This window comes from Bradyrhizobium sp. 192 (genome assembly GCF_023100965.1).
Lineage (GTDB): Bacteria > Pseudomonadota > Alphaproteobacteria > Rhizobiales > Xanthobacteraceae > Bradyrhizobium > Bradyrhizobium symbiodeficiens.
Map to the genome: position 1 here is coordinate 1,419,004 of NZ_CP064690.1, position 25,500 is coordinate 1,444,503.

Annotated in this window: 27 protein-coding genes; 11 read left to right on the forward strand and 16 right to left on the reverse strand. The window is 64.3% G+C overall.

Annotation, left to right across the window (positions count from 1 at the left end; genetic code table 11):
- Positions 1 to 192: 192 nt before the first annotated feature.
- Positions 193 to 1,398: an ABC transporter substrate-binding protein gene (locus IVB24_RS06675; RefSeq protein ID WP_247772493.1), complete on the reverse strand. Its 1,206-nt coding sequence runs from the start codon at positions 1,396 to 1,398 to the stop codon at positions 193 to 195.
- Between the two features lie 209 nt (positions 1,399 to 1,607).
- On the opposite strand from IVB24_RS06675, the gene IVB24_RS06680 reads away from it, so the two are divergent.
- Positions 1,608 to 3,221, forward strand: coding sequence for an acyl-CoA synthetase (locus tag IVB24_RS06680; RefSeq protein ID WP_247772494.1), 1,614 nt, complete (start codon positions 1,608 to 1,610; stop codon positions 3,219 to 3,221).
- 15 nt (positions 3,222 to 3,236) lie between these two features.
- Complete coding sequence (locus IVB24_RS06685) at positions 3,237 to 4,244, forward strand: NAD(P)-dependent alcohol dehydrogenase (protein WP_247772495.1); 1,008 nt, start codon at positions 3,237 to 3,239, stop codon at positions 4,242 to 4,244.
- 46 nt (positions 4,245 to 4,290) lie between these two features.
- Here IVB24_RS06685 and IVB24_RS06690 read toward each other — a convergent pair whose 3' ends face one another.
- Positions 4,291 to 5,493 (reverse strand): MFS transporter, encoded by a 1,203-nt coding sequence (locus IVB24_RS06690; protein ID WP_166476250.1) that lies wholly within the window; start codon positions 5,491 to 5,493, stop codon positions 4,291 to 4,293.
- 165 nt (positions 5,494 to 5,658) lie between these two features.
- Here IVB24_RS06690 and IVB24_RS06695 point away from each other — a divergent pair, with 165 nt between their 5' ends.
- From IVB24_RS06695 to IVB24_RS06710, 4 genes are all read left to right on the forward strand, one after another.
- Positions 5,659 to 6,462 carry an MBL fold metallo-hydrolase gene (locus IVB24_RS06695; RefSeq protein ID WP_247772496.1) on the forward strand — a complete coding sequence of 268 codons (804 nt, stop codon included), beginning with the start codon at positions 5,659 to 5,661 and terminating at the stop codon, positions 6,460 to 6,462.
- Between the two features lie 156 nt (positions 6,463 to 6,618).
- Positions 6,619 to 7,629, forward strand: a complete 1,011-nt coding sequence (locus IVB24_RS06700) for an alpha/beta fold hydrolase (protein ID WP_247772497.1) — start codon at positions 6,619 to 6,621, stop codon at positions 7,627 to 7,629.
- Positions 7,630 to 7,643: 14 nt separating this feature from the next.
- Positions 7,644 to 8,591 (forward strand): fatty acid desaturase, encoded by a 948-nt coding sequence (locus IVB24_RS06705; protein ID WP_247772498.1) that lies wholly within the window; start codon positions 7,644 to 7,646, stop codon positions 8,589 to 8,591.
- A gap of 810 nt (positions 8,592 to 9,401) precedes the next feature.
- On the forward strand, positions 9,402 to 10,076 hold the full coding sequence (locus IVB24_RS06710; RefSeq protein ID WP_247772499.1) for an EAL domain-containing protein: 675 nt from the start codon (positions 9,402 to 9,404) through the stop codon (positions 10,074 to 10,076).
- 55 nt (positions 10,077 to 10,131) lie between these two features.
- On the opposite strand, the gene IVB24_RS06715 is transcribed toward IVB24_RS06710, so the two are convergent.
- Positions 10,132 to 10,374: a hypothetical protein gene (locus IVB24_RS06715; protein WP_106947956.1), complete on the reverse strand. Its 243-nt coding sequence runs from the start codon at positions 10,372 to 10,374 to the stop codon at positions 10,132 to 10,134.
- A 138-nt stretch (positions 10,375 to 10,512) separates the two neighbouring features.
- Complete coding sequence (locus IVB24_RS06720) at positions 10,513 to 11,493, reverse strand: YafY family protein (RefSeq protein ID WP_247772500.1); 981 nt, start codon at positions 11,491 to 11,493, stop codon at positions 10,513 to 10,515.
- Positions 11,494 to 11,579: 86 nt separating this feature from the next.
- Here IVB24_RS06720 and IVB24_RS06725 point away from each other — a divergent pair, with 86 nt between their 5' ends.
- Positions 11,580 to 12,224 carry a glutathione S-transferase family protein gene (locus IVB24_RS06725; RefSeq protein ID WP_140481296.1) on the forward strand — a complete coding sequence of 215 codons (645 nt, stop codon included), beginning with the start codon at positions 11,580 to 11,582 and terminating at the stop codon, positions 12,222 to 12,224.
- An 18-nt stretch (positions 12,225 to 12,242) separates the two neighbouring features.
- Here the strand turns inward: IVB24_RS06725 and IVB24_RS06730 are convergent, their stop codons facing one another.
- From IVB24_RS06730 to IVB24_RS06740, 3 genes are all read right to left on the reverse strand, one after another.
- The gene (locus IVB24_RS06730) at positions 12,243 to 13,028 is read right to left on the reverse strand and encodes an enoyl-CoA hydratase/isomerase family protein (protein WP_247772501.1); all 786 of its coding nucleotides are present in this window, start codon (positions 13,026 to 13,028) and stop codon (positions 12,243 to 12,245) included.
- 12 nt (positions 13,029 to 13,040) lie between these two features.
- On the reverse strand, positions 13,041 to 14,147 hold the full coding sequence (locus IVB24_RS06735; protein WP_247772502.1) for a cyclic nucleotide-gated ion channel: 1,107 nt from the start codon (positions 14,145 to 14,147) through the stop codon (positions 13,041 to 13,043).
- Between the two features lie 208 nt (positions 14,148 to 14,355).
- Positions 14,356 to 15,801, reverse strand: a complete 1,446-nt coding sequence (locus IVB24_RS06740) for a TAXI family TRAP transporter solute-binding subunit (protein ID WP_247772503.1) — start codon at positions 15,799 to 15,801, stop codon at positions 14,356 to 14,358.
- Positions 15,802 to 16,217: 416 nt separating this feature from the next.
- Here IVB24_RS06740 and IVB24_RS06745 point away from each other — a divergent pair, with 416 nt between their 5' ends.
- Both IVB24_RS06745 and IVB24_RS06750 read left to right on the forward strand, forming a co-directional pair.
- Positions 16,218 to 16,565, forward strand: coding sequence for a DUF3307 domain-containing protein (locus IVB24_RS06745; RefSeq protein ID WP_049801962.1), 348 nt, complete (start codon positions 16,218 to 16,220; stop codon positions 16,563 to 16,565).
- A gap of 275 nt (positions 16,566 to 16,840) precedes the next feature.
- On the forward strand, positions 16,841 to 17,239 hold the full coding sequence (locus IVB24_RS06750) for a hypothetical protein (RefSeq protein WP_247772504.1): 399 nt from the start codon (positions 16,841 to 16,843) through the stop codon (positions 17,237 to 17,239).
- Here the strand turns inward: IVB24_RS06750 and IVB24_RS06755 are convergent.
- Positions 17,236 to 17,550: a YkgJ family cysteine cluster protein gene (locus IVB24_RS06755; RefSeq protein WP_244621259.1), complete on the reverse strand. Its 315-nt coding sequence runs from the start codon at positions 17,548 to 17,550 to the stop codon at positions 17,236 to 17,238. The two genes, IVB24_RS06750 and IVB24_RS06755, sit on opposite strands and share 4 nt — an antisense overlap.
- Positions 17,551 to 17,579: 29 nt before the next feature.
- The gene (locus IVB24_RS06760; RefSeq protein WP_094892883.1) at positions 17,580 to 18,278 is read right to left on the reverse strand and encodes a YafY family protein; all 699 of its coding nucleotides are present in this window, start codon (positions 18,276 to 18,278) and stop codon (positions 17,580 to 17,582) included.
- A gap of 113 nt (positions 18,279 to 18,391) precedes the next feature.
- On the opposite strand from IVB24_RS06760, the gene IVB24_RS06765 reads away from it, so the two are divergent.
- Complete coding sequence (locus IVB24_RS06765) at positions 18,392 to 18,652, forward strand: hypothetical protein (protein WP_166476238.1); 261 nt, start codon at positions 18,392 to 18,394, stop codon at positions 18,650 to 18,652.
- 37 nt (positions 18,653 to 18,689) lie between these two features.
- On the forward strand, positions 18,690 to 19,418 hold the full coding sequence (locus tag IVB24_RS06770; protein ID WP_094976665.1) for a glutathione S-transferase family protein: 729 nt from the start codon (positions 18,690 to 18,692) through the stop codon (positions 19,416 to 19,418).
- A 194-nt stretch (positions 19,419 to 19,612) separates the two neighbouring features.
- Here IVB24_RS06770 and IVB24_RS06775 read toward each other — a convergent pair whose 3' ends face one another.
- The 7 genes from IVB24_RS06775 to IVB24_RS06805 form a co-directional block, all read right to left on the reverse strand.
- Entirely contained in the window at positions 19,613 to 20,764 is a 1,152-nt protein-coding gene (locus IVB24_RS06775) for an ABC transporter substrate-binding protein (RefSeq protein WP_094976667.1), read from the reverse strand.
- A 90-nt stretch (positions 20,765 to 20,854) separates the two neighbouring features.
- Positions 20,855 to 21,274 (reverse strand): thioesterase family protein, encoded by a 420-nt coding sequence (locus IVB24_RS06780; RefSeq protein ID WP_094976668.1) that lies wholly within the window; start codon positions 21,272 to 21,274, stop codon positions 20,855 to 20,857.
- Between the two features lie 12 nt (positions 21,275 to 21,286).
- The gene (locus IVB24_RS06785; RefSeq protein ID WP_247772505.1) at positions 21,287 to 22,048 is read right to left on the reverse strand and encodes an SDR family NAD(P)-dependent oxidoreductase; all 762 of its coding nucleotides are present in this window, start codon (positions 22,046 to 22,048) and stop codon (positions 21,287 to 21,289) included.
- A 27-nt stretch (positions 22,049 to 22,075) separates the two neighbouring features.
- Positions 22,076 to 23,959: a feruloyl-CoA synthase gene (locus tag IVB24_RS06790; protein ID WP_247772506.1), complete on the reverse strand. Its 1,884-nt coding sequence runs from the start codon at positions 23,957 to 23,959 to the stop codon at positions 22,076 to 22,078.
- Positions 23,956 to 24,765, reverse strand: coding sequence for a crotonase/enoyl-CoA hydratase family protein (locus IVB24_RS06795; protein ID WP_094976671.1), 810 nt, complete (start codon positions 24,763 to 24,765; stop codon positions 23,956 to 23,958). Before IVB24_RS06795 ends, IVB24_RS06790 begins: the two co-directional genes overlap by 4 nt.
- A 128-nt stretch (positions 24,766 to 24,893) precedes the next feature.
- Positions 24,894 to 25,292 carry a type II toxin-antitoxin system HicB family antitoxin gene (locus IVB24_RS06800; protein ID WP_094976672.1) on the reverse strand — a complete coding sequence of 133 codons (399 nt, stop codon included), beginning with the start codon at positions 25,290 to 25,292 and terminating at the stop codon, positions 24,894 to 24,896.
- A 5-nt stretch (positions 25,293 to 25,297) separates the two neighbouring features.
- Positions 25,298 to 25,486 (reverse strand): type II toxin-antitoxin system HicA family toxin, encoded by a 189-nt coding sequence (locus IVB24_RS06805; protein ID WP_094976673.1) that lies wholly within the window; start codon positions 25,484 to 25,486, stop codon positions 25,298 to 25,300.
- Between the last annotated feature and the right edge of the window lie 14 nt (positions 25,487 to 25,500).

A 25,500-nucleotide genomic window follows, 5' to 3' on the forward strand; every position in this document is an offset into this window, starting at 1 on the left:
AACGCCCGGCCGCTGATCGCGGGAGGGCGGCCTCAACATTGCAGCGAATTCCGCATCGCAACTTGATGCAGATCAGCCCGCGGCGCGAGGCGTCCTGCCTCTATTTTGGGCCTGCGCTGATGACCGCTCGTCCGCTTGAGCGGACGAGCGAAAATCGCTGAACGGATTGCTGTCGGCTCGATTCGGGCCGTCTCACTTCACCAACGGGCAGCCGCCGTCCTTCAGCGGGCGGAACGCCTGGTCGGCGGGAACTTCGGCGAGCAGCTTGTAATAATCCCACGGCCCCTTCGATTCTTCCGGCTTCTTCACCTGGAACAGGTACATGCTGTGCACCATGCGGCCGTCTTCGCGCAGAATGCCGTTGTCGGTGAAGGCGTCCTTCACCGGCAGCTCGCGCATCTTCGCCATCACCGTCTTGGTGTCCCTGGTGCCCGCGGCCTGTACAGCCTTGAGGTAATGCAGCGTCGCGCTATAGGTGGCAGCCTGGTTCATCGTCGGCATGCGCTTGGCGCGCTCGATGAAGCGCTTGCCGAAGGCACGGGTCTTGTCGTTGAGATCCCAGTAATAGGCCTCGGTGATGATCAGGCCCTGTGCGAGCTTCAAGCCCAGGCTGTGCACGTCGGAGATGAACATCACGATCGCCGCCAGGTTCTGGCCGCCGGCGACGATGCCGAACTCGCCGGCCTGCTTGATCGCGTTGATGGTGTCGCCGCCGCCGTTGGCGAGGCCGATGATCTTGGCCTTGGAAGCCTGCGCCTGCAGCAGGAAGGACGAGAAGTCCGCGGTGTTGAGCGGATGCTTGACGCTGCCCAGCACCTTGCCGCCCGCGGCCTTCACGACATCGCCGGTGTCGCGCTCAACCGAATGGCCGAACACGTAGTCGGCGGTCAGGAAGAACCAGGTGTCGCCGCCGTTCTTGACGATCGCGCTGCCGACGGTGTGCGCGTTGGCGTAGGTATCGTAGGTCCAGTGCGCGGTGTAGGGCGAGCAGGATTTTCCGGTGATGTCGGAGCTCGCCGCGTCCGTCACGATCATGATCTTCTCGTACTGCTTCGACAGCTCCATCACCGCGAGCGCGGTCGCCGAGGTCGGCAGGTCGATGATCATGTCGACGCCCTCGGTCTCCCACCATTTGCGGGCGATGGTGGAGGCGACGTCGGGCTTGTTGAGCACGTCGGCGGAGACCATGTCGATCGGCTTGCCGAACATCTGCCCGCCGAATTCCTCGATCGCCATCTTGGTGGCCTCGACATTTCCCACGCCGCCGATATCGGAATAGACGGACGAGAAGTCGGAGAGTACGCCAATCTTGAGCGGCGCCTGCTGGGCCGAAGCCGAACCGACCGAGGACGTCAACAGCAATCCAATCGCAACGGCAACGCCCGCATTCCGGTACATGAACATTTCCCCCGTGAAATTATTATTTATGGCGCACAAACTTAGGTTCGCGCCGCCGACGCGCCAAATCTTGCGTGATGGCGTCGGAGCGGGGCCGATTTGACGCGGCCTGTTGCGGCCATTACGCTTCGCGCAGATCCAAAAGGGCGCACATGTCGAGGCTGTCCAAGCCGGCATTTGCGTCGACAACAAATTCCAGGGGAACGGAAATGTCGAGCGATACCGCAGCCACCATCGCGAAGGCGCGCGAGCATTCGATCGGCGATCTCCTGCGCCGTTCTGCAAGCCGCGAACCGGACAAGCTTGCGGTGAGCTGCGGCAATGTCAGCTGGACCTTTGCCGAGATGGACGCGATCTGCAACCGGCTCGGCCGTGGTCTGCTCGGTCTCGGCGCCAAGAAGGGTGACCGCATTGCGGTGCTCTCGCGCAATTCGCATGCCTTTGCCGCGCTGCGCTTCGCGGTGGCGCGGATCGGCGCGGTGCTGGTGCCGATCAACTTCATGCTCAATCCGGACGAGATCAATTTCATCCTGAAGAGCTCCGGGGCAAGATTGCTCGCGACCGGCCCCGATTTCGTCGAGCCGGCGCGCGCAGCCAGCGCCAAGGATTGCGCGGTCGAGAAGATGATCTGGCTGCCGGGCGAGGATCCCGCGTCGGCGCCCGCGGGTCTCACCACCTTCGGCGATCTGCTTGATGCCGACGGTTCGTCCCTCGAAGCGTCGGTCGACAGCCGCGATCTCGCCCAGATCGTCTACACCAGCGGCACGGAATCCCTGCCCAAAGGTGCGATGCTGACCCATGAAGCCGTCATGTGGCAGTATGTCAGCTGCATCATCGACGGCGGCATGAGCGTGGAGGACAAATTCCTGCACGCGCTGCCGCTCTATCACTGCGCCCAGCTCGACGTGTTCCTGGGGCCGCAGATCTATCTCGGTGCCTCCGGCGTGATCACGGGCAAGCCGACGGCCGACAACATTCTCGCGCTGATTCAGGCGCACAAGATCACGTCCTTCTTCGCGCCGCCGACGATCTGGATCGCGATGCTGCGCTCGCCGAATTTCGACAAGACCGATCTGTCCACGCTGCAGAAGGGTTATTACGGCGCCTCGATCATGCCGGTCGAGGTGCTGCTCGAACTGCAGCGCCGCTTGCCCAAGGTCAAGTTCTGGAACTTCTATGGCCAGACCGAGATCGCGCCGCTCGCGACCGTGCTACGGCCGGAGGACCAGCTGCGCAAGGCGGGCTCGGCGGGCAAGCCCGTGCTCAATGTCGAGACGCGCGTGGTCAATACGTCGATGGAGGACGTCAAGGTCGGCGAAGTCGGCGAGATCGTGCATCGTTCACCGCATCTATTGTCCGGCTATTACAACGACCCTGAAAAGACCGCGGCCGCGTTCGCCGGCGGGTGGTTTCATTCCGGCGATCTCGCCACCGTCGACGAAGAGGGCCACATCACCGTGGTCGATCGCGTCAAGGACATGATCAAGACCGGCGGCGAGAATGTTGCGAGCCGTGAGGTCGAGGAGATGGTCTACCGCATCCCTGCGGTCTCCGAGGTCGCCGTGGTCGGCCTGCCCGATCCGCGCTGGATCGAGGCGGTCACCGCCATCGTCGTGGTCAAAAGCGGTGAAAAGCTCGACGAAGAATCGGTCATCAAGCATTGCGCCGGCCAGATGGCGCATTTCAAGGTGCCCAAGCGCGTCATCTTCGTGGATGCCTTGCCGAAGAACCCGAGCGGCAAGCTGCTCAAGCGCGAGCTGCGCCAGCGCTTCGTCGGCGGCGAGACGCTCGACAAGGCGGTGCAGAAGAGCTTTGAGAGCTGAGGCGGAGCGATCGGCATGAAAGTCTGGCAGGTTGTGCGGGACTGGTCCATCGAAGGCCTCGATCTGGCTGATTTGCCGGAGCCTGCGCCCGGACCGGGTCAGGTCGCGGTGCGGATGAAGGCGGCATCGCTCAACTATCGCGATCTACTCACCATACATGGCAAGGGTGGCGTCTCCAGATTGCCGTTGATCCCGTTCTCCGACGGCGCCGGCGAGGTGGTCGCCGTCGGCGACGGCGTGACCCGGGTCGCGGTCGGCGATCGCGTCTGTCCGATGTTCTTCCAGTCCTGGATGGATGGGAAAGTTTCGGCGACCAGCCGTCGTTACGCGCTCGGCGGCACGCGGCCGGGCGTGTTGCAGAAGGTGATGGTGCTCGACGCCGAGGGCGTCAGCCACATTCCTTCGCATCTGTCGTTCCAGGAGGCTGCGACGCTGCCCTGCGCCGGCCTCACGGCCTGGCGCGCGCTGTTCGAAGAGGCAAATGTGAAACCCGGCGACACCGTGTTGGTGCAAGGCACCGGTGGCGTGTCGATCTTCGCGCTGCAATTCGCCAAGCTCGCTGGCGCAAGCGTGATCGTGACGTCGTCGAGCGACGAGAAGCTCGAACGCGCCAGGGCGCTCGGTGCCGACCATACCATCAACTATCGTTCCGTGCCGGATTGGGGCAAGGCTGCAGCGGAGTGGACCGGCGGAGGGGTCGATCACGTCGTCGAAGTTGGCGGCAAGGACACTTTCGCGCAATCGCTCGAGGCGGCGCGGGTCGGGGGCACCATTCTCGTGATCGGCGTGCTCACGGGCGTCTCGCAGCAGATTGCAATCCCGACTCTGTTCGCCAAGAACCTGCATGTCGTTGGTCTCTCCGTCGGCAGCCGCCGCATGTTCGAGGGTATGAGTGCTGCAATCGGACGGAATACGATGAGGCCCGTGATCGACCAGGTGTTTGCTTTCGAGGCGGTGCCCGAAGCGCTGCGCCTGATGCAGCAGGGTGGTCATTTCGGAAAGATCGTGGTGGAGTTTCCCTGAGCGGAACTCGGAACATTGGAGCGCGCTCCGCGCCTCGCAATGACGATCAATACTTCTTCACCGCCGCCCCGAACGCCAGCCACAGTGCCATCGAGGCGAGGCCAAAGCCGCCGAGCAGCAGGAAGGTCGGTCCGTAGCCGATCCATTGCGCGATCCAGCCGCCGAGCGCGGGACTGAGGCTGGCGCCGACGCCCTGCACCGTGATCACGGCGCCCTGGCCGAGATTGATGCGGCCGGTGCCGTTGAGCGCGCGCGCGACTATGCCGGGAACGGCGACCGTCTGCAGTCCGGTGCCGATGCCGTCGAGCACCTGCATCGGTACCACGCCCCACCATCCCGTGACGAAGAAGGCCAGCACGCCGCGGATGGGCAGGAACATGAAAGAGATCAGGATGATCGGCCAGTAATTGCGCTTGCTCGCGGCCTTCATCGCGATCAGCGACGTCACGACCATCACGCCCTGCGCGATCACCACGGTGGTTGCGACGAAGCTCGGGCCGTTGGCCTGTCCTTCGGCCACCGCCGCAAGGCCGTAGAGCGGAACGATCGCGGCATTGCCGAGATGAAACAGTGCGAGCGCCAGCGCCAGCACAAGCAGCGCCCGGTGCTTGAGCAGCATCGTGAATGCGTCCGGCGCGCTGTCGGGATCATCCTCCTTGCTGCCGCGTGCGGCGCGATCGTCGATCGCCTTGGCCGGGATCATCATCACGCAGGCGATCGCGATGGCGCCGAACACGGCCGCCAGCACGAATACGGCGACGTAGCCGAATCTGTAGCCGAGATAGCCGGACAGTGCCGCGCCAACCATGTTGCCGGCGTGGTTGAACGCCTGGTTGCGGCCGTTGAGCGCGTTGAAGCCCTTCTGCTTGGCGATGCCGAGTGTGATCCCGGTGACCGCCGGCACGATGGCGGCGCTCGCCAGCGACTGCGCGACCTGGGAGAACGTCACCGCCCAGAAATTCTGCGAAATCAGGATGATGGCGGAGGCGAGAACGACACAGACGCCGGGAATGACGACCCACAGGCGTTTGTTGCGGCTGGAATCGATGAAGCCGCCGATCGGCGTCGTGACCAGCATGCCCGCGACATTGCCGATCGTCATCGCGGTGCCGATCAGCCCGGTCGCCCAGCCACGCTCCTGGAGAAAGACGCCGACGAACGGCCCGATGCCCGACTGCATGTCGGCCATGAAGAAGTTGAGCGCGAAGAGGGGCCAGATACGGGACGAGGAGGGAGGCCGCGAAGTCATCGATACCTGAACATGCTCGCGATCCTCTTGGCCAATCGCTCCGGCGTGGACCAGAACGTAACCGGCGCTCGTCGCGTTGGTTCCAGTCACGCCCCTGCTGCTCGTCGACCTTGCTGAAAGCGTGTTCGCAATGTCATCTTGCGATCTTCTCACGGAGCTCTGGTCATGCCTCTCTGGACCTGCGAAACCTGCGGCGCGCAATTCCCGGACGGCGGAAATCCACCCGCCTCCTGCGTGATCTGCGAGGACGAGCGGCAGTTCGTGAACTGGACCGGGCAGACCTTTCTCACGCGCGAGGAACTCGCGCGGAGACACCGGCTGGTGCAACGCGACGATCTCGGCCTCACCGGAATCGGCATGGAGCCGAGCTTCGCCATCGGGCAGCGCGCGCTGCTGGTGCCTCAAGGCGACGGCTGCGTGATGTGGGATTGCATTCCGCTCGCAACCGACGACGCCATCCCATACGTCGCAGCGCTCGGCGGCCTGAAGGCGATCGCGATCTCGCATCCGCATTACTACGGCGCGGCCGCCGACTGGAGTGACGTCTTTGGCGGCGTGCCGGTTTATCTGCATGCCGACGATCGCGCTTTCGTCACGCGGCCGCATCCTTCCATCGTGCACTGGACCGGAGAAAGCCACCGCATCTCCGACGATGTGCTGCTGCTGCGCACCGGCGGTCATTTCGCCGGCGCCACCATGCTGCACTCGGCGCGCAGTGCGGATGGCAGGGGCGCGCTGCTCACCGGCGACATCGCACAGGTGACGATGGACCGCCGCTTCGTCAGCTTCATGTATTCCTTCCCCAACTACATGCCGCTCAATGCAGCCGCGGTGCGGCGGATCGCGGCTGCCGTCGAGCCGCTCGCCTTCGACCGCATCTATGGCGCCTGGTGGGGGCGCAACATCGCTGGCGGCGCCAAGGCGGCCTTCGCGGCATCGGTGGAACGCTATCTGGCGGCCATCGCGTGAACCGGCGGGCGTTCGGATTTATCTTGCCGGCCCGTCATAACTGGACTAAAAGTACAGTTATTGGGCGTGGCGCAACGGCGCGTCCGCTGGGCCCGGCATGATCGATGCATTGCCGCGTCAGCGGCGTATTCTTTGGCTGCGGGCGGAGTTCGGTTCATGACGGCGCACTACGAGATCTTCGAGGCTGGCGAGGTCACCCTGCAGTCCGGGACCGTCTTCCCCTCGATGAAGCTCGCCTACAAGACCTACGGCACGCTGAGCCCGGCCAAAGACAACGTCATCCTCTATCCGACCTCGTTCAGTGCGCAGCACGCCGACACCGAATGGCTGATCGGTCCGGACGGCGTGCTCGACCCCACGCGCTACTTCATCGTCATCCCGAACCTGTTCGGCAACGGCCTGTCGTCTTCGCCGTCGAATACAGCAGTGCAGTTTCCCGAGGTGAGTTATCACGATGCCATCGCGGTCCAGCACCGGCTCCTTACCGAGCGCTTCGGCATCACGAAGCTTGCTCTCGTCTATGGCTGGTCGATGGGCGGCATGCAGGCCTATCACTGGGCGGCGCTGCACCCTGATATGGTCGAGCGTGCCGCCGTGGTCTGCGGCAGCGCGCGTTGCGCGCCCTACAATTACGTCTTCCTGGAGAGCGTGAAGGCCGCGCTCACCGCCGATCCCGCTTTCCGCGACGGCCGCTTCGCCGAGAGGCCCGTTGCCGGTTATCGCGCCATGGGGCGGGTCTATGCCGGCTGGGCGATGTCGCACGGCTTCTATCGCGACGAGCTCTGGCGCGAGGCCGGGTTCACCTCGCTGGAGGATTATCTCGTCCGTGTCTGGGACGTGACGTTCGCTCGCCGCGACGCCAATGACCTGCTGGCGCAGATCGGCATTTGGCAGAATGGCGACATCAGCCGCTGTGCGACCTTCGCCGGCGATTTCGATCGCGCGCTGGCGGCGATCAACGCGCACATGCTGCTGATGCCGGGCGCGACCGACCGCTATTTCGATGTCCGCGACAACGAAGACGAACTCGGCCGGCTGACTGGCGCGAGATCGGCGGTGCTGCGTCCGATCCCGTCGCTGCATGGCCATCGCGCCGGCAACCCCATTGGCAATCCGCGCGACCAGGCCTTTCTCAGGGCCGAGGTCGCGGCGCTTCTCGGCAAGTAAGGCAGGGATCGATCATGACCGACGCGACCGTTTCAGAGTCCGGCCACCGCCTGAAGCCGCTGACGCCGGTGATGCTGCGCGAGCTGTCGGTCCGCTCCGATCTCAGGGGCGCGGCGCAGAGCCTCGGCCATTATGGCGTGATCGTGCTGATGGGGGTGCTGATCTGGAAGATTTCGTCGAATTGGGGCGTGCTCTGGGCGCTGCCGTTGATGGCGGTGCAGGGCTATGTCGTCGCCTTCCTGTTCATGGCGGTGCACGAGACCGCGCACAAGACCGCGTTCAGGAGCCGGAGCCTCAACCTCGTCGTCGGTTATCTCTCGGCCTTCCTCATCGGACTGCCTTACGAATATTACTGCCTGTTTCACTGGGACCATCACCGCTACACCCAGGATCCGGACAAGGATCCCGAACTGATCGTCGGGGTGAAGCCGACATCCGACACGCAGCTCGCGATCGCCTATAGCGGTGTGCTCCAGGTCGCCGGCCGCCTCCGGCTGATGCTCGGCCATGCGGTCACCGGAGAGGTCACCGTGCCCTGGATCCCCGAAAACAAGCGCGCCGTCATCGTGAGAGAGGCGCGTGTCTATGTCGCGCTCTATGCGCTGCTGCTCGCGCTGTCGCTGTGGTGCTCCTCGGCCTTCCTGCTCTGGGTCTGGATCGTTCCGCTCGTCATCGGGCAGTTCTTCCTGCGGCCCTATCTCTATGCCGAGCATACCGGCTGCGAGCGCACCCGCAGCGCTTTCCAGAATACCCGCACCACCTACACCGGCGCGATGGTCAAATGGTTTGCGTGGAACATGCCCTACCATGTCGAGCATCACGCCTATCCCTCGATCCCGTTTCACGCGCTGCCGAAGTTGAACGAGATCGTCGATGACGACATCGTCCATCGCGGCCGCGGCTACATCAGAACGACGCGCGAGACCTGGGCCTGGTTTCGCCGGCAGCGGCGGGCGGGCTAGTCGCGCGCACGCATTTGCCAGCTTCCGATAGAGAGCTTCACGACGCGTTCATTGCAATTGCGCATGGCGCGGAATATTCCGCTACCGCTCCGCCGAGCTTCAAGAAAACACCATGAAAATCAATCGCTTGAAGGCCGCAAAACGTGCCTAACGTTTCCTTCCGGATCTGGAAAGTTTTAGCCGTCTTGTATTCATGACCAGGGGAGGCCGCTGCTCTAGGTTGACGACATCAACGCCGCCGACGTGTGGAGAGATGGGTGATGAGTGCGACGAGAGGCCGTCTACTGGTGGTCGACGACGATCTGGTGCAACGCGTTTTGATCGGCAAGATCGGGGCGAAGCTCGGTTACGAGACGGTCGTTGCTTCCTCCTACGAGGCGGCAACCGAGCTTCTGACGCGCGAGGCCTTCGAGATCATGGCACTCGACCTGTCGCTCGGCGAGCGTGACGGAGTGGAGTTGTTGCGCTTCGTCGCGGAAGCTGACCTCCGCGCGATGTCGATCGTGATCATCAGCGGTTGCGATGACCGCATCATGAAGGCCACGCGACGGGTCGCGAACGGTTTGAAGCTGTCGCTCGGCGGATGCCTGACGAAGCCGCTGGATCTGAACCGCCTGCGCAGCGCACTGGAATTACCGGGCCGCGCGCCGCCGGCCGCGACGTCCGCCTCGCCGCAGTTCCGGATCACACCGGAGAGGATTTTGCGAGGGCTCGCCGACGGCGAATTCTTCGTCGAGTTTCAGCCGAAGGTCGCGCTCCAGACCGGCAGGGTCGTCGGCGCCGAGGCGCTGGCGCACGGCCGAATTCGGAATGGTCTCGCCGATGGTCTTCGTTCCGATCGCCGAGGAGGCCGGCCTGATGCGCGAAGTGACCGATTGCATCCTGTCATCGGCGATGTCGCAGGGCCGCAAGCTGATCGAGCGCAATCCCGGTTTCACCATTGCCGTCAACATCTCGGGCTCGCTGATGTCGGATCTGGCCCTGCCCGATCGGATCGAGGAGATCCTGCGCCGCGAAAACATCTCTCCGTCGTCGCTGACGGTGGAGATCACCGAGACTTCGGCGATGGCCGACGTCGATCGCGCCAACGACATTCTGGTGCGGTTGCGGATCAAGAAGATCGGCACGGCAATCGACGATTTCGGCACCGGCTATTCGTCGCTGGCGGCCTTGGCGCGACTTCCGTTCAGCGAGCTGAAGATCGACCAGTCCTTCATCAAGGGCTGCGCATCAGACGACGACATGATGAAGATCGTCGACGCCTCCGTGGCGCTCGCGAAGGCGTTCAACATGAAAGTGGTGGCCGAAGGCGTCGAGCCTCCGGAGGCGCTCGAGATCATCCGTCGGATCGGCTGTGACGTCGCACAGGGCTTCCTGTTTGCGCCCTCGCTGCGGCGCTCGCGCGCCGAACGATGGATCTCTGAACGCAATGCTCTCGCGGACGACCAATCCGCATCCGCGACCCCGACGGCTCTCGCGAGTTGAAGCGGCGAGCCCCGGTCGCGGAACGACCGGGGCTGCGTCGACCGATCAGGCCGGCTCAGTAGATGCCGTAGGCGCAGACATTCACGACGCGCACGCGCAGGCCGTGGCGGGTCCGGACGAGGCGCTCCTGGTAGCAGTTGCTGACGCCGGTGTTGAGGTAGATGCCGCCGCCGTAGCCCCAGCCGTGACCCCAGTGATGATGAGGATAGAAGCCGCCGGCCGACGCCGCGGTGGGCGCGAGAGCGGCGACGCCGAGCGAACCGGCAGCGATCAGACCAAGAGCAAGCTTACGAAACATTTTCATTCTCCAGTGTGGCGCTAAGGCCGTTGTTGTGTCCCTGCATCTCGGTCGGGCCGAAACGCGAATGCGTTCACACGGCAAGGGGAGAATCGTGTTTCAGGACTGTTTCGTGGGCGTCGGCGAAATATGCCGGCGTCATGTTTTTCGCGCCGCGCGATATCGCGCGGCCATCGCCTCCGTCATCTCGGCCATTTTTTCGCGGAGATCGGCGGGCTCCAGCACTTCGACCTCGGAGCCAAGCCGCAGCAATTCGGACGCGGCGTGCCAGGACGTCTTGCCGACAGGCACGCGCGCGATGCGCCAGCCGTCTGCATCGGCTGTCTCCTCAAGCTGCGTGCGCGCCTTGACGTAAGGCTGGCTCAGCGCGTCCAGTAGTTTGACGCCGAACGGCGACAGCCTGACGATCGCGATATTGGGATGCATCTCCGCTTCGAGGCGGAGCGTCGCGGCCTGCCAATAGCCGGCGAGATCGAAATCGGCGGGACGATCGAAGCGGTCGTCGAGCGCGGTGCAGTCGAGCACGCGCGCGATCCGGTACGTGCGCACGCTGGTGTCGACTTGTCCGGCCAGATACCAGCTGCCGCCCTTCAGCACGAGGCCGAGCGGCGCGAGGCGACGCTGCTTCTCCGCGCGCCAGCTCTGATAGCGGATCTTGATCAGCGTCCCGCGCAGCACGGCGCCCGCAATCGTGCGCAGATGCTTCGGCTCCTCGGCCTCGCCGAACCAGCCCGGCGCGTCCAGATGAAACCGTTCCTGCATCCGGCCGGCATCCTGGCGCAGGTGGACTGGCAGCGCCGCCATCAGCTTGTTCTGCGCGGCAATCATTGCCGCATCCAGCCCGAGCGCCGCCGCCGGGCCCGGCAAGCCCGCCAGAAACAGCGTCTCGGCCTCGCTCGGCGACAGGCCGTTCAGCCGCACGCGATAGCCGTCGAGCAGCCGATAGCCGCCCTCCGCGCCACGGTCGGCGTAAACGGGAACGCCGGACGCGGCGAGCGCGTCGATGTCGCGATAGATCGTACGGACCGAGACCTCGCAGGCCTCCGCGAGTTCAGGCGCGGTGACCTGCCCCCTGGCCTGGAGCGTGGTGAGGATCGACAACATCCGGCTCGCGCGCATGATTGTTTAAACCATACCTGACACAAGATGTCAGGTATGGCCCGCTACAAGCTGCGCCATCGCCAGCAGGCCAGATAGGATTTGCCATGACCGATTCGAACCGCGTTACCCTGTATTACTCGCCGCAAAGCCGCGCCACCGGCACGCGGGTGCTGCTGGAGGAACTGGGCGCGCCCTACGATCTCCATGTCCTCAACATGAAGGCCGGCGAGCAGCGCCAGCCCGCTTATCTCGCCATCAATCCGCTCGGCAAGGTCCCGGCGATCAGCCACGGCGGTGCCCTGGTGACCGAGCAGGTTGCGATCACCATCTATCTCGCCGATCTCTTCCCGCAGGCAGGTCTGACGCCCGCGCTGAACGATCCGTTGCGCGGGCCCTATCTGCGCTGGATCGCCTATGCCGGCTCATCCTTCGAGCCGGCGCTGATCGACAAGTTCATGCAGCGCGAGCCGGCGCCGATCACGCAGTCGCCCTACGCCGACTACGACACCATGCTCGGCGCGCTGGAAGCGCAGCTGTCGAAGGGTCCGTATCTGCTCGGCGAGCGCATGACGGCCGCGGATGTGCTGTGGGGTGTCGGGTTCAACTGGACGATGATGTTCGGGATCGTGCCGAAGAAGGACGTCTTCGTCCGCTATGCCGAACGCATGACCGCGCGGCCGGCATTCCAGCGCATCAATGCGGCGGACGAGGAGATGGCGACGCAGCATGCGAAGGCGGTTGGGGGGTAGGGTCAGCTCCACACTCGCTCAAAACCGCGGCGCTCGCTTCTCCGCGAACGCCTTGATGCCTTCCTTGATCTCGTCGCCGCGCATACTATCGCGGTGACGCTGGTCGGCGGCGGCTTCATCGAGCTCGCCGCGGGCGAATTCGTTGATCGCGCGCTTCATGCCGCGCATCGCTTGGGGCGCGTTGCCGGCGAGGATATTGGCGAGCTTGTCGACTTCCTCGTCGAGCGTCTCCTCGGGCACCATCGCGGTGAGATAGCCGATGCGCAGCATCTCCGGCGCGCTGATCTTCTGAGCCGTCAGGAACAGCTTCTTCGCATTGTCGACGCCGAGTCGCGTCACGTAGCGCTTGATGCCGCTCCGGTAATAATGCAGCCCGAGCCGCGCCGCTGGCATGAACATCTCGGCAGTGTCGATGCCGATGCGGAAATCGCAGGCGAGCGCGAGATCGGTCGAGCCGCCATAGACGCCGCCGTTGAGCCGGCAGATCGTCGGCACGCCCAAATCCTCCAGACGGTTGACGACCACCTCGAAGGCGGAGCCCGCACTCGGCTGCGCGTTGGCGCTGACCGCGCGCTCGGCGACCGAATTGAGGTCGTAGCCCGCGGAAAAGGCGCGGCCGGTACCGGTCAGCACGAGCACGCGGATCTCAGGATCAGCCTCGATCATGTCGAACAGCCTGACGAGCTCGCCGAGGTCCTCAGCCTGAAGCCGGTTGAGATGCTTGGGCCGGTTGAGGCGGATGGTGACGCGTGCGCCGTCGCGTTCGAGCACGGGGCCGGTGGCTGCGTCGGTGATGTCCGACATTCTCGTCTCCTTTTACCTGTTTTCGAGTGCGCGCCGTTTCGCTTCGGCGTCGATGGTCTCCGCGAGATCGGGGTGCCGTGCCATCAGCACGCGGAAGTCGACGAGGTCGAGCACCAGAAGCCGCGACACTTTCGTGGTCGAGACATTGGCGCCGCGCATGTTGTTGCCGAGCAGCGCCATCTCGCCGAAGAATGCGCCTTCGCCGAGTTGCACCTTCTTGCCGGGCAGGTCGACCTCGACCTCGCCGGCCGCGATGAAATACATGCAGTCGCCCTGCGCGCCCTTGCGGATGACCAACGTGCGCGCCGGCAGCTCCATAGTCCGCAGCATGTGGGTGACGTCGGCAATCGCGGAGGGCCCGAGGGCTGCGAAGAACGGCACCTTGCTGACAGCCTCCCAGGTCCTGAGGAAATTGTCGCGCCGCGTCTCGGCGGCAAATCCTGTCGCCAGGATACCGGTCCAGAGGCCGAACACGCCGAGGCCCGAGATCATCACCGCGGCCGCCACCAAGCGCCCGAGCGGCGTGACCGGCACGGCGTCGCCATAGCCTGTCGTCGTCAAGGTGACTACCGCCCACCACAGCGCGGCCGGCACGCTGCCGAAGGTCTGCGGCTGCACGTCCCGCTCCAGGAAATATTCGGCGACGGAGGCGAGGAAGACCACCATCAGGAAGATCACGAGCACGCTGAGCAGCGGGCCCGATTCCAGCACCAGCACGCGGCGAAGCTGCCGCAGGCCGGGAATGCCCGGCACCACCTTCAGCACCCAGAGCACGCTCAGCAGCCAGGCCGTTCTGGGCTCGGCGCCAAGGAGAAGCGCGACCGGCACGGACAGCGCCCCGATCGCATCGACCAGCCCGGCCGAGGAGGACACATAGAGTGACAGCCGCCCCTGCCGCGCCATATGGCGCAGCCGGACCAGCCATTCGAACACGAAATAGGCGAGGCAGCTCCAGAGCAGGCCGCTGACCCACTTGTGCGCCTCGTCGGCCCGCCTGTCCGTCAGCAGCACCATGCTGAGCACGCCGGCGGTCACCGCGACATAGGCCGCCTTGGTCATGTTGCGGCCGGCCGTGGCGGCCGTGAACTGGGCCAGAGCGGTAGTCAGCGGCTTGGACATGCGGGAAGGCGGCTCGGTATCGGGACTGGTCTTACGAGGTCCCTGCTGGGACGGCGGCGCCAAAGTGCCTGCCTGTGCGGAGGCCGTCAACGAGGGGGAAGGCTCTATCTGCGCCGCGGCGTCCGGGTCCCGACTCTGCGCCGCAACGCCTTTGGGCGCTGCAGCTTGTCCGGGACAAAAGAGCAAGGGGCGGCCGGCCGGCGTGCCGTCAGGCGCTCTGGGCGGTCTTCACCACCACGACATTGCTGTCGTCGTGCTGGGCAAGGCCGGCATCGCGCACCGTCTTTTCGGTTTCGCCGGCATGGCGCTTCAGATAGTCGCGGCGCATGCCGATCTCGTCGCGGACGAATTCGTAGCCGAGCTTGAAGGTGTCGAGCCCGTCGGTACTGATCGTGCCGTCCCTCAGGCCGATGACGGCGCCGCGCAGGATGCCCTCCAGCTCGTCCTGGAGACATTCGAGCTGGTCCAGAGAGTGGGCGTGCTCGATCCGCTCGCCGACGTCGAGGATGGCGGTGGAGAGCTCGCTGGCCTTCTCCGGCGCGATGCGGGTGATCTTGGCGTAGATCGCCGCGAAGATCGATCCGATGACGCTGAGCGCGACGGCGCCCAGATACATCAGGTCGCTGTACTTATCCATGAACGACTTGGTATCGTCGTTGATGTAGTCGGCCGCCCCTTGGTGCGCCATCACGAAGGCGTCCTTCTCTGTCGAGGCCGGCTCGATTCTGGTAGCAAAGCCGTTGTCGAGCCCGAGTGCGGATTTGTTCTCGAAGATCGTGCGCGCCAGCTCGCCGGCTGTGGTCGGAGACATCCTGGATTGCGTAACCAGCAGCCATTCGAGCCCGATCGTGTCGAGGTCGTCGTCGGGAATTTGCGGCGAGGTCGATAGCGTGCCCGCCGTCAGCGTCTCGCTGGAAATGCCGGGAAGCCTGCGCGCCAGCGCCTTGGCCTCGTCGATCGCGTTGAGCGTGAAGCCGCCGCGCTTGGCGACCTGCTCATAGGTCTTGTCCCTGACAGCCCTGGAGGCATGGACGATGGCGATCACCGCGCCAAAGCCGTTCGACGGCGCAAACAACTTGTCGAGCGTTGCGCCCTGCGGCGCCATCTGGATCTTCGCGGCGTCCGGACGGTCGGGGATGTCGAGAATGCTGCGGACGAAGGCGAGCGAGGCTTCGCTCTCGGCGAGAACGGCGATCTTCTTTTTCTTCAGCTCGGCGATCGACTTGATTTTCTTGTTGCCGGGACCAAGCAGAAGCACGAGATCGTGCTCGAGGATCGCGAGCGTGCGCGCCCGCAGCGGCACCTTGGCGTCGGTGCGCAGCACGGCGAGATCGGCCTGCTTGCGGTCGAACTGCGCGAGCGCCTTGGCGTTGTCAGGGTTGTTGACGACCTTGATCCGGAAGCGCGAGGCGTTGGTCTTCAGCACCGTGGCGAGCTTGGCCGCGAACAGCGCCTCGTCGCTGTTGGGGGCGCCGACGGCAAAGGTCAGCGTCTCCGAATTGTGCAGCAGGGCGCGGCCGCCCCAGACGGTGGCGAGCGACAGCAGCAGGGTCAGCACGACGTAGAGGAAGACCTGTTGCTGATTGGTCTTGATCACCTTAGGGCGCCGCGGCGGCGGCTCGATCGGAGATGCGGTGGGGCCTTCAGTACTCATGTTCAGTACTCATGGCAGCACTCTGGCCTTATTCTCGGGTGACGAGCAGCTCGCGGACGTGATCGCGGCGGATGCCCTGCAATTCCTAAAGCTCTGAAAAAAGAACGATAATCTGTGCCGGCAATGATAGCGCGCCAAGTCCGGAATGCAAATTTCGAGCCGAGGGTAACCTTACTCGTCGCGGCCTCGGCGAAAGGGCATCCTATCACCGGTTAGCCACACTTGGCGATTTTCCGGTTCCCCCGGCTGCATTCCGACACGGGAGATGTCATAAATCAGAGGTCCCGGCGATTTGACCGGTCCAAGAAGAAGTTGCGCTGAACGCTCCAATTTTTCTTGTCACCTCAATGAGGGCGTCGGCCTTGTCGTTTCCACCCATGTCATCGGCGGTTCCGGTCGAAGCGCTCATTGGCTGGATGTTGCTGCTCACCTTCAAGCACATCATCGCCGATTTCGTCCTGCAGACGGCCTGGATGGCGCACGGCAAGGACCAGAAGCACGGCTGGGCCCTGCCGCTTCTGGTGCATTGCCTGATTCACCTTGCGGTTGCGCTGCCGCTGATCCTGATCGTGGCGCCGAAATTCTGGTTCGTGGCCTTCATCGACTTCGTGATCCACATCACGATCGACCGCGCCAAGGGGCTGGTCTCGGCTAATTTCGGGGTCGACCTTGCGCATCCCTGGTTCTGGACCCTGATCGGCGTCGACCAGGCGCTGCACCACCTCACCGGCTTCGGCTTGTCCATCTTCATGGCGGCGAACTGAGGGCCGGCCCAGTTTGGCTGCTCGGACTTCATGGTTCGAGGCGCGCCGTCAGGCGGCGTTCCTCACCATGAGAGTTTGGGATCTCGCCGCGAACCAATTCCTCATCCTGAGGGCCCGCCAAAGGCGGGCGTCTCGAAGGATTGCCGCAACCGCAGTCCCGGCCAGCGCCTCTGATTCGCGGCGCGCGCGCAAGCACACCGGGTGACTACCGGGCAGGGTGGTTAACCTTTCATTAGAGAATTGCGCTGCATCTTCGGCGTCGAGGGAGAACTGCAATGTTTTCAAGCCGCGACGCCTTTGAAAGCGATTTCTGCCCGGTTCAGGACGAACTCCTTGGCGAGATGTATCGCGCCAGCGAGAGCGGCCTGCCGAGGCTGGTTGAGAGTGTTTCCCCAGACGCACGCGCGAAGCTGGCGCTGTTCTGCTATCGCCGCAGCCATCTGCATTCGCTGGCGGTCGCGATCGCGGGAAGCTGTAACGAACGCGACCTGATCGAGAACGGCGGCCGCGTCGGCTCGACGCTCTATGCGCTGTCGCGCGAAAGCACGGCGAAATCCTCGCCGTCGCTGTCGGGCGGGCGCAAGCCGATCACGCTGTCGACCAAGCCGCTCTCGGTGCTCGCACCGCTGGACGACGAGATCGACGACGACATCAGCGAAGCCGTTCCGGCCTAAACGCTGGGGATCACGGGTAACCCGAACTTCCGCCGCGCCATCGCGCATTCGGCATCGCCCGGCATGCAGGTGCGGCACACTTCCGGCCGTACCGCATAGATGCCGCATGCGGTCGCTTTTCCAATATCTCCCTGCAGGGCCGAGCAGCGATCGCCCTCGCAACGCATGCCGGATTGGCGGTCGTTGACCAGCGCCTCCGGAATCGCGGCAAGCTCTTCGTCGCTCTCGATCGAGAAGCGCGGCCAGTTGGCCGAATAGCCGCAGCAGGCGCCGCAACTCTGGCAACAGCTCGACGGATCGATCTCTTTCATCGTCGTCATTTGTCCTTCGAGCATCCTTGTCAGGTGTCCTTGGGCGGACCCCAGACCAGGCTCTGCCGCCATTTCGCCCGCAGCACGTCGCGCCGCTCCGGATATCTCTCGTCGAGATAGTTGGCATCGACCACGCGGTCGGTGCGGAAGCTGCGGAAGTCGCCGCGTAGCTCGCACCAGGCTGCCAGCAGCCGCACGGCCTCGAGATAGCCGACCGAGATCGGCCAGATCATGCGCTCGCTGGCGCGGCCCTGCTCGTCGCGATAGCGCAGCATGATCTTCTTGCCTTCGTGGATCTGCGTGCGCGTGCGTACCATGTCCAGGCGGTCCGGCTCCCTGTTCCAGCTCGGCCGTGCCCGGCTCGCCGGCTCCAGCACGAAGGGACGCAGGCGCTCGGGCACGGTGTCGGCGATCTTGGCCATCAGATCCTCGGCCGCGCGTGCCAGTGCCGAATCGGCATGGCCGGCGACCCATTGTGCGCCCAGCACCGCCGCCTCGATCTCGTCGGGCGTCAGCATCAGCGGCGGCAGGTCGAAACCCTTCTCCAGAATATAGCCCATGCCGGCTTCACCGCGGATCGGCACGCGCTGGCCGATCAGCGTCGCGATGTCGCGATAGATCGTGCGCTTCGAGGTCTCGAGCTCGGCCGCGATGGCGTCCGCCGTCAGCGGCTTACGCGTGCGCCTCAGCACCTGGATGATCTGAAACAGCCGGTCGGCGCGTCTCATGACGGGTCTCTCGTTGGAGGTCTTTTCAGAAAGCGGCGCGCGGCTGCTGACAGGATGTTGGCAGCAGGGGGGTTCTATACCGGGACAACACATCGACTGAAGGGGATTTGTCCATGATCATTCCGACCCATTTCGGCCCGGCCATTCCGATGCTGCGGGCACAGGCGTGGTCCGCATCGGCGTTCGGCCGCCTCGTTTCACTCGATCTCATGGCCGTCGACCTCCGGTTTGCCCTCGCCAGCGTGGTGACACGCTCGCTGATCCAGGCTGCGGACGCGCTGGCCCGCCATGTGATGAGCCGTGCCTGGCGGGGGGCCCGTTTCGCAGAAGATATCACGGCTGCTGCCACCATGGTGGCAGCAGCCCGTCACTAGGTTCCGTCAACTTTTTCGGTGGTTCAGGAGAAGCTTCATGATCACGCTCTACGGATTTGGCACCGGCTTCGGCCTGCCGGAAATCAGCCCCTTCGTTACCAAGACGGAGGTGCAGCTCAAGATGGCGGGATTGCCCTACCGGAAGGAGCGGGCGATGCCGCCGGCCTCGCCCAAGGGGCAGTTGCCGTTCATCGACGACGGCGGCGAGGCGGTGGCCGATTCCACCTTCATCCGCGCCCATATCGAGCGCCGCTACGGCTTCGATTTCGATGCCGGCCTGTCGCTGGCCGAGCGCGCTCAGGCCTGGGCGTTCGAGCGGATGATCGAGCACCACGTCTATTGGGGGCTGGTCGGCGCGCGCTGGGTCGATCCGGTCAATTTCGCCAAGGGGCCTGCGCATTTCTTCGACGGCGCACCGGAGCACAATCGCGAGAAGCTCCGCGAGGATGCGCAATTCCGCGTCGCCGAGAACTATCTGCTCTCGGGGCTCGGCCGCCATGGGCCCGATGACGACGTCGCCCTCGCCGTGCGTTCACTGTTCGCGCTCTCGGTGCAGCTCGGCGACAAGTCCTATCTGATGGGCAGCAAGCCCTGCGGCGTCGACGCCACCGCCTTCGGCATGCTCGCCGGCATCCTCTCGCCGTTCTTCGAATCGGCGCTGCGCGAGCGTGCCGAGGGCTTTCCGAACCTCACCGCCTATGTCGATCGCATGATGGACAATTACTATCCGGAGTTCGCCTGGACCCCGCTGCGGCAGGCAGCGTGAGGAACGCAGCGTATCCGCTTCGTCATGCCCGGGCTTGTCCCGGGCATCCACGTTCTTCGCGCCGCGTGGCAAGGCGTGGATGGCCGGGACAAGCCCGGCCATGACGACCTCAGTGGCAAGGCCATTCTAGAAGCACGAAACAAAAGAGCCGGCCCTTTGAGCCGGCTCTCATCGTCTCAAATCTCTCGCAGCGCCTACTTCACCAGCGAGTACTTGCCGTCCTTCACCGTGAGCAGGATGCGCGAGCGGTCGTCGAGGCCGTAACGGTCCTTTTCGGTGAAGTTGTAAACGCCCTGGCTCGCCGCCAGCTCCTTCTCCGACAGCAGCGCCTGGCGGATCGCTTCGCGGAATTCCGGCGTACCGGGTTTTGCGGTTTTCAGCGCCGCGGGAATGATGCGCTTGAGGATCTCGAACGCATCGTAGGAATGGCCGGCGAACTGGCTGCGGCTGTTCGGGCCGTATTTGGCTTCATAGGCCGAGTTGAGCGCCAGACCCGGCTTCTTGGTCAGCGCGCTGTCCGGCTGGTCCTCGGGATCCATGACGGGACCGGAGGCCATCAGCACGCCCTCAGCCGCCTTGCCGGCGATGCGGATGAAATCCATGCTGGCGGCGCCGTGGGTCTGGTAGATCAGACCCTTGTAACCGCGTTCGCGCAATTCGGTCTGCGGCAGCGCGGCCGCGGTGCCGGACGCGCCGACCAGGATCGCGTCGGGATTGGCGGCGACCAGCTTCAGCACCTGGCCGGTCACCGAAGTATCGGGACGGGCAAAGCGTTCCTCGTCGGCGATGGTCATGCCCATCGGCACGGCCTGTGCCTTCAAATCGTTGAACCAGAGGTCGCCATAGGAGTCGGAATAGCCGATATAGCCGACTGTCTTCACGCCCTTGCTCTTCATGTGCTCGTACAGCACCTTGCCCACGATCGGGATCGGCTGCGGCATTGCCACCGACCACTTCATGCGCTCCGGCGTGATCGGGAACGGCGCCAGGCCGAAATGCGGAATGCCGGCTTCGTTGGCGACGTTGGAGACCGCGATCGTCGGCGGCGTCAGCGCCGAGCCCATGATGATGTCGGCCTTGGATTCGGTCACGAAGCGGCGCGCGTTGGTGGTCGCGGTGGTGGGATCGCCGCCGTCGTCGAGCACGATCACCTTCAGCGGCACGCCGCCGATTTCCTTCGGCACGAATTCCAGCGCGTTACGCTCGGGAATGCCGAGCGCTGCGCCGGGGCCGGTCGTGGTGGTGGTGATGCCGATGGTGATTTCGCTGGTCTGGGCCAACGCGGGCAGCGCCGGCAGGGCAAGCGTCGCCGCGGTGATGGCGGCGGTCAGGTAAAAGCGTTTCATTTATTCCTCCCTTTACGTGTTTCTTTGAAAGCAGAAATCGGGGGGTAATTCAGCCCCCTCTTTTGGTGATGCGGCGATTTAGCTCCGGACTTAGCTCCCTGTGAACTTGGCTACCATTTCAGCCGGGAACGGTGCCGATTTCAGCTTGTCGGGGTTAACGGGATCGCGGCCGACCAGAACGCGGGTCTCGAAACCCTCGATCGCCAGCGCCTCGCCCTTGTAGACGTTGTGCTTCACCTCGAAGCTCGATCGCTTGATGCTCTCGATCTTGGTTTCGATGGTGATCCAGTCGCCATAGGTCGAGGGGATGTAGAACTTGGACCGTGTGTCGACCATGGGGATGCCCACCAGGCCGTATTTACGGACCAGGTCCTGCTTGGAGAACCCCGCGACCTCGAACAGGGTCGACGTCGAATCGTCGAACATCGCGAAATAGCGCGGGTAATAGACGATGTTGGCGGGGTCGCAATCGCCCCACTGGATCTGGACCTCGCGCCGGTTCACGAACATGTGTCGCGGACCTTATTTCGGCGCCATGCGCAGCGAGCCGTCGAGGCGCACCACTTCGCCGTTCAAGTACGAATTCTCGACCATGTGCAAAGCGAGCGCGGCGAATTCGTCGGCATGGCCGAGCCGGCGCGGGAAGGGGATGGCGGCGGCGAGCGAGTCCTGGGCTTCCTGCGGCAGGTTCGCCAGCAGCGGAGTCAGGAACAGGCCGGGTGCGATGGTCAGCACGCGGACGCCGAATTGCGCCAGCTCGCGCGCGATCGGCAGCGTCATGCCGACGATCCCGCCCTTGGACGCGGAATAAGCCGATTGCCCGATCTGGCCGTCATAGGCGGCAACGGAGGCCGTGTTGATGATGACGCCGCGCTCGCCAGTCGCTTGCGGCTCCAGCTTGGACATCTCGGTGGCGGCGAGGCGCAGCATGTTGAAGGTGCCGATCAGATTGACCTTGATCACCTTGTCGAAATCGGCGAGCGCCATCGGGCCGTCGCGACCGACGACGCGCTTGGCAACGCCGATGCCGGCGCAATTGACCAGCACGCGCGCCGGGCCGTGAGCTTTCGCAGCCTGCGCAACAGCGGCTTCGGCCGAGGCGGCATCGGAGATGTCGCAGGTGATTGCGACGCCCTTGATCTCGGCGGCGACGGTCTCAGCGAGCTTGGAATTGAGATCGCAGACCGCGACCTTGGCGCCCTGTGCCGCCAGCTTTCGCGCGGTGGCAGCGCCCAGTCCCGATGCGCCGCCGGTGACGATGGCTGCCTGATCCTTCAACAACATGGCGTTCTCCTCTAATTTATGTCGGGGTCAACCGACCGATATCACACGGTCCGATGGATTGGCAGCATAGAGCTCCTCGATCAATTCGGTGCGGTGCTCGAGCACGGCGCGCTGGTTGATCGAGCCCTTGTCGGTGACTTCGCCCTTGTCGATCGAGAGCGGCGCGTCCATCAGGATCGCGCGCGTGATCCGGGTCGAGGAGCCGGTGGCCGAAGAAAGGAAACGGGTCAGGCGCTCGCGAAAAGCCTCGCGGACCAGCCGGTCGCGCGTCGCGACGACGAGATCGTCGGTCGGCAGCGTCGGGTTGATCAGCCGGCAGCCGTCGAGGTCGAGCACCACGAGCGCCGAGACCTCGTCGCGGTTGATGCCAGCGATGACGACGTCGCGCACCAGCGGAGCGCAGGCCGCCGTGAGACGCGCGCGGAGCGGGCCGACGCTGACCCAGGTACCGCTGGCGAGCTTGAAGTCCTCACCGACGCGGCCGTCGAAATCGAAGCCGGCGTTGAAATCATTGGGATCGGACGGCTTGAGCGCGTCGCCCATCTTGTAAAATCCTTCCTCGTCGAAGGATTTCGCGGTGATGTCGGGCTGGCGCCAGTAGCCAGGCATCACGTTCGGCCCCTTGGCGCGCACTTCCAGCTTGCCGTTGTTCGGCACCAATTTGGCGTCATTGCCCGATACGGGCAGGCCGACATGGCCGGAGCGGCTGGTGCGTGGATTGACCGACATGAAGAACGGCGCGGTCTCGGTCGCGCCGAGCCCGGTCAGCATCGGCACGCGATAGCCTTTTTCCTTCACGGCGAGCTCGTCGAGGCTGTCCCAGATGAACGGCGACAGCGCGGCGCCCGAGAAGAACATCGCGTGCAGGCGGTCGAAGAATTTTGCGCGCAGGCCCTGGTCGTCGCGCAGATAGGGCAGCAGCGATTCATAGCCCTTGGGCACGTTGAAATAGACCGTCGGCGATATCTCCTGGAGATTGCGCACGGTCTCCTCGATGCCGCCGGGCATCGGCTTGCCGGCGTCCAGATACATCGAGCCGCCGTTGTAGAGCGTCAGCCCGATATTGTGGTTGCCGCCGAAAGTGTGATTCCAGGGCAGCCAGTCGATGATGACGGGCGGCTCGTCCTTGAGGAAGGCCAGCGTCTCGCGCAGCATCACCTGGTTGGCGCAGATCATGCGCTGGGTGTTGATGACGGCCTTGGGGTTGCCGGTCGAGCCCGAGGTCAGCAGGAATTTTGCGATCGTGTCCGGGCCGATCCTGCCATGGACATCGTCGAGATCGCTGCGGATCGGCGTCGCCATGAGGTCGGCGAGCGTGGTGACGTCGCGGCCCGGCACGTGGCCATAGGACGTGGCGATCTCGGTGCCGAGCGAGACGTTGGCGGCAAGCGCATCGGCGAACTTGTCGGCATCCTCGGCGAAGACGAGGCCGGGCGTCAGCAGCTTCATCAGATAGGACAGCTTGCCGTAGTCCTTCGACACCAGCGAATAGGCCGGCGACACCGGGCAGAACGGAATGCCGGCATAGAACGCGCCGAACGCGAGCAGGGCGTGGTCGATCGAATTGCCCGAGAGGATGACGACCGGCCGCTCCGCCGACAGGCCGCGCGCGATCAGGCTCGATGCGATGTGACGGCTTGCGACGAGCAGCTCGGCGTAGCTGATCTTGCGCCAGAAGCGGCCGCCTTCGCGCTCGGCCATGAAGACGCGGTCCGGCGTCGTGGCGGCCCAATGATGCAGGCGGTCGGTGAGGCGCACCGGATAGTCGCCGAGCGGCTGTGTGGGTCTGAGGTAAATCGTGCCGTCGTCGCGTCGCTCGATGTTGACGGCGGGATCGCCGAACGAGATGGGCCGCAGCGGGAAAGTGCTCGCGCCGCGCTCCATGCTGGAAGAGGACGGCTGCGCGCTCATGACTTCGGCTTCACCTTTGCGGTCTTGTGTTCGAGGAATTCGCGGATCCTGCGCTTTGCCTCCTTGTCGCTCTGCGCGACGGTCGCCATCAGCGATTCCATCAGCAGGCCGGTCTGCGGATTGGCCTCCGCGATCATCGGCAGCGCCTGGAGCACGGCGAAGTTCGTCAGTGGCGCGTTGGAAGCGACTTTGGTTGCAAGCTCCATCGCCTTGCCGAGCCCGTTGCCGGCTTCTGTGACATATTGCGCGAAGCCGTAGGATGCGCCTTCGGTCGCGCTGTAGACGCGGCCCGTCAGCATCATGTCCATCATCCGGGCGACGCCGATCAATCGCGGCAGCCGCACCGAGCCGCCGCCGCCGACGAAGATGCCGCGCTGTCCTTCCGGAAGCGCGAAATAGGTTGAGGGCTCGGCGACGCGGATATGCGCCGAGCAGGCGAGCTCCAGCCCGCCGCCGATCACGGCGCCCCTCAGCGCCGCGATCACGGGGACGCGGCTGTACTGGATGCGGTCGAACACCCGGTGCCACATCTGGGAATGCAGCAGGCCGCCGGTCGCGTCATGCTCGGTCAGTTCGGACAGGTCGAGGCCCGAGGAGAAATGATCGCCGATGCCGTGGATGACCACCGCGCCGATATCCTCGGGCAGGGACGCAAAACACTCGCCGATTTCCAGGATGATGCCGTCATTGAGCGCATTGCGCTTGGCCGGCCGGTTCAGACCCACGGTCAGAACCCGGTCCGCCCTCTCGATCCGGAGTAGCCCGGAGGCGCCCGCGTCAGCGGTCTCGGCGTTTCCCTGTGTCATTTGCGTCCTTGTTAGAATAGTTATGTTGTATAACGAATTTCCGGGGAGTCAAGGAGGGCCGTCCTCGCAGTCGCGAGGGTGAACCATCAGGTAATCGGTGCCACATGGGCGCAAGACGCGGAAATGCTTCAGGCGGCTTCAGTCATCAGCTTTTTTGCGGCCTGGGCAAGCAGGCCCGATCGTGTGTAGCCGTGGGCTTCAGCGTACTTGTCGATCTGCTCCAGGACGTCACCGGGCAACGTGACATTGACGCGTACGATCTTGGGCTGGCCATCTTTCACCGACACCAGAATGGCGACGCCAGAGCGGTTCGCGGGATCCGACATGATGTCTTCGAGCGACGAAGGCTCGGGAATAGCCTCGCCGTCTTCTTCCAGCCCTTCAAGATGAAACGCCAGCGCTTCTTCGGCCATGTCCCGCGCTTCATCCAGGGTGGACCCCGCAGTCACAACGCCGGGCAGGTCAGGAAACGACACGCCGAAATCGCTGTCGGCATCCTTATGGATAAGACCAATATAGTGACGCATGGCGCTTACCTCAGTTGCAGTCCTGATTGCTGTTCAATGCTCTTCAACGTTCCGAGCGCGATGTCTCGCTTCGGATGAGGGACCGTCACGCGGCCCTTTTTGGTCGGATGCCTGAACTGGACGTGGCTGCCCTTCTGAGCCACTTGCACCCAGCCATCCCTGTGAAGGGCCGAGATGATGTCTCGGCTATTCATGGTGTGTATTTATA

Coding starts and splice junctions, on each gene's coding strand:
- IVB24_RS06800 (WP_094976672.1), bottom strand. CDS start 25,292: ATGCGTCACTATATTGGTCTTATCCATAAGGATGCCGACAGCGATTTC.
- IVB24_RS06705 (WP_247772498.1), top strand. CDS start 7,644: ATGACCGACGCGACCGTTTCAGAGTCCGGCCACCGCCTGAAGCCGCTG.
- IVB24_RS06750 (WP_247772504.1), top strand. CDS start 16,841: ATGTTTTCAAGCCGCGACGCCTTTGAAAGCGATTTCTGCCCGGTTCAG.
- IVB24_RS06695 (WP_247772496.1), top strand. CDS start 5,659: ATGCCTCTCTGGACCTGCGAAACCTGCGGCGCGCAATTCCCGGACGGC.
- IVB24_RS06765 (WP_166476238.1), top strand. CDS start 18,392: ATGATCATTCCGACCCATTTCGGCCCGGCCATTCCGATGCTGCGGGCA.
- IVB24_RS06785 (WP_247772505.1), bottom strand. CDS start 22,048: ATGTTGTTGAAGGATCAGGCAGCCATCGTCACCGGCGGCGCATCGGGA.
- IVB24_RS06680 (WP_247772494.1), top strand. CDS start 1,608: ATGTCGAGCGATACCGCAGCCACCATCGCGAAGGCGCGCGAGCATTCG.
- IVB24_RS06715 (WP_106947956.1), bottom strand. CDS start 10,374: ATGTTTCGTAAGCTTGCTCTTGGTCTGATCGCTGCCGGTTCGCTCGGC.
- IVB24_RS06710 (WP_247772499.1), top strand. CDS start 9,402: ATGGTCTCGCCGATGGTCTTCGTTCCGATCGCCGAGGAGGCCGGCCTG.
- IVB24_RS06720 (WP_247772500.1), bottom strand. CDS start 11,493: ATGCGCGCGAGCCGGATGTTGTCGATCCTCACCACGCTCCAGGCCAGG.
- IVB24_RS06805 (WP_094976673.1), bottom strand. CDS start 25,486: ATGAATAGCCGAGACATCATCTCGGCCCTTCACAGGGATGGCTGGGTG.
- IVB24_RS06730 (WP_247772501.1), bottom strand. CDS start 13,028: ATGTCGGACATCACCGACGCAGCCACCGGCCCCGTGCTCGAACGCGAC.
- IVB24_RS06745 (WP_049801962.1), top strand. CDS start 16,218: ATGTTGCTGCTCACCTTCAAGCACATCATCGCCGATTTCGTCCTGCAG.
- IVB24_RS06795 (WP_094976671.1), bottom strand. CDS start 24,765: ATGACACAGGGAAACGCCGAGACCGCTGACGCGGGCGCCTCCGGGCTA.
- IVB24_RS06755 (WP_244621259.1), bottom strand. CDS start 17,550: ATGAAAGAGATCGATCCGTCGAGCTGTTGCCAGAGTTGCGGCGCCTGC.
- IVB24_RS06780 (WP_094976668.1), bottom strand. CDS start 21,274: ATGTTCGTGAACCGGCGCGAGGTCCAGATCCAGTGGGGCGATTGCGAC.
- IVB24_RS06690 (WP_166476250.1), bottom strand. CDS start 5,493: ATGACTTCGCGGCCTCCCTCCTCGTCCCGTATCTGGCCCCTCTTCGCG.
- IVB24_RS06675 (WP_247772493.1), bottom strand. CDS start 1,398: ATGTACCGGAATGCGGGCGTTGCCGTTGCGATTGGATTGCTGTTGACG.
- IVB24_RS06725 (WP_140481296.1), top strand. CDS start 11,580: ATGACCGATTCGAACCGCGTTACCCTGTATTACTCGCCGCAAAGCCGC.
- IVB24_RS06700 (WP_247772497.1), top strand. CDS start 6,619: ATGACGGCGCACTACGAGATCTTCGAGGCTGGCGAGGTCACCCTGCAG.
- IVB24_RS06775 (WP_094976667.1), bottom strand. CDS start 20,764: ATGAAACGCTTTTACCTGACCGCCGCCATCACCGCGGCGACGCTTGCC.
- IVB24_RS06685 (WP_247772495.1), top strand. CDS start 3,237: ATGAAAGTCTGGCAGGTTGTGCGGGACTGGTCCATCGAAGGCCTCGAT.
- IVB24_RS06735 (WP_247772502.1), bottom strand. CDS start 14,147: ATGTCCAAGCCGCTGACTACCGCTCTGGCCCAGTTCACGGCCGCCACG.
- IVB24_RS06770 (WP_094976665.1), top strand. CDS start 18,690: ATGATCACGCTCTACGGATTTGGCACCGGCTTCGGCCTGCCGGAAATC.
- IVB24_RS06790 (WP_247772506.1), bottom strand. CDS start 23,959: ATGAGCGCGCAGCCGTCCTCTTCCAGCATGGAGCGCGGCGCGAGCACT.
- IVB24_RS06760 (WP_094892883.1), bottom strand. CDS start 18,278: ATGAGACGCGCCGACCGGCTGTTTCAGATCATCCAGGTGCTGAGGCGC.
- IVB24_RS06740 (WP_247772503.1), bottom strand. CDS start 15,801: ATGAGTACTGAAGGCCCCACCGCATCTCCGATCGAGCCGCCGCCGCGG.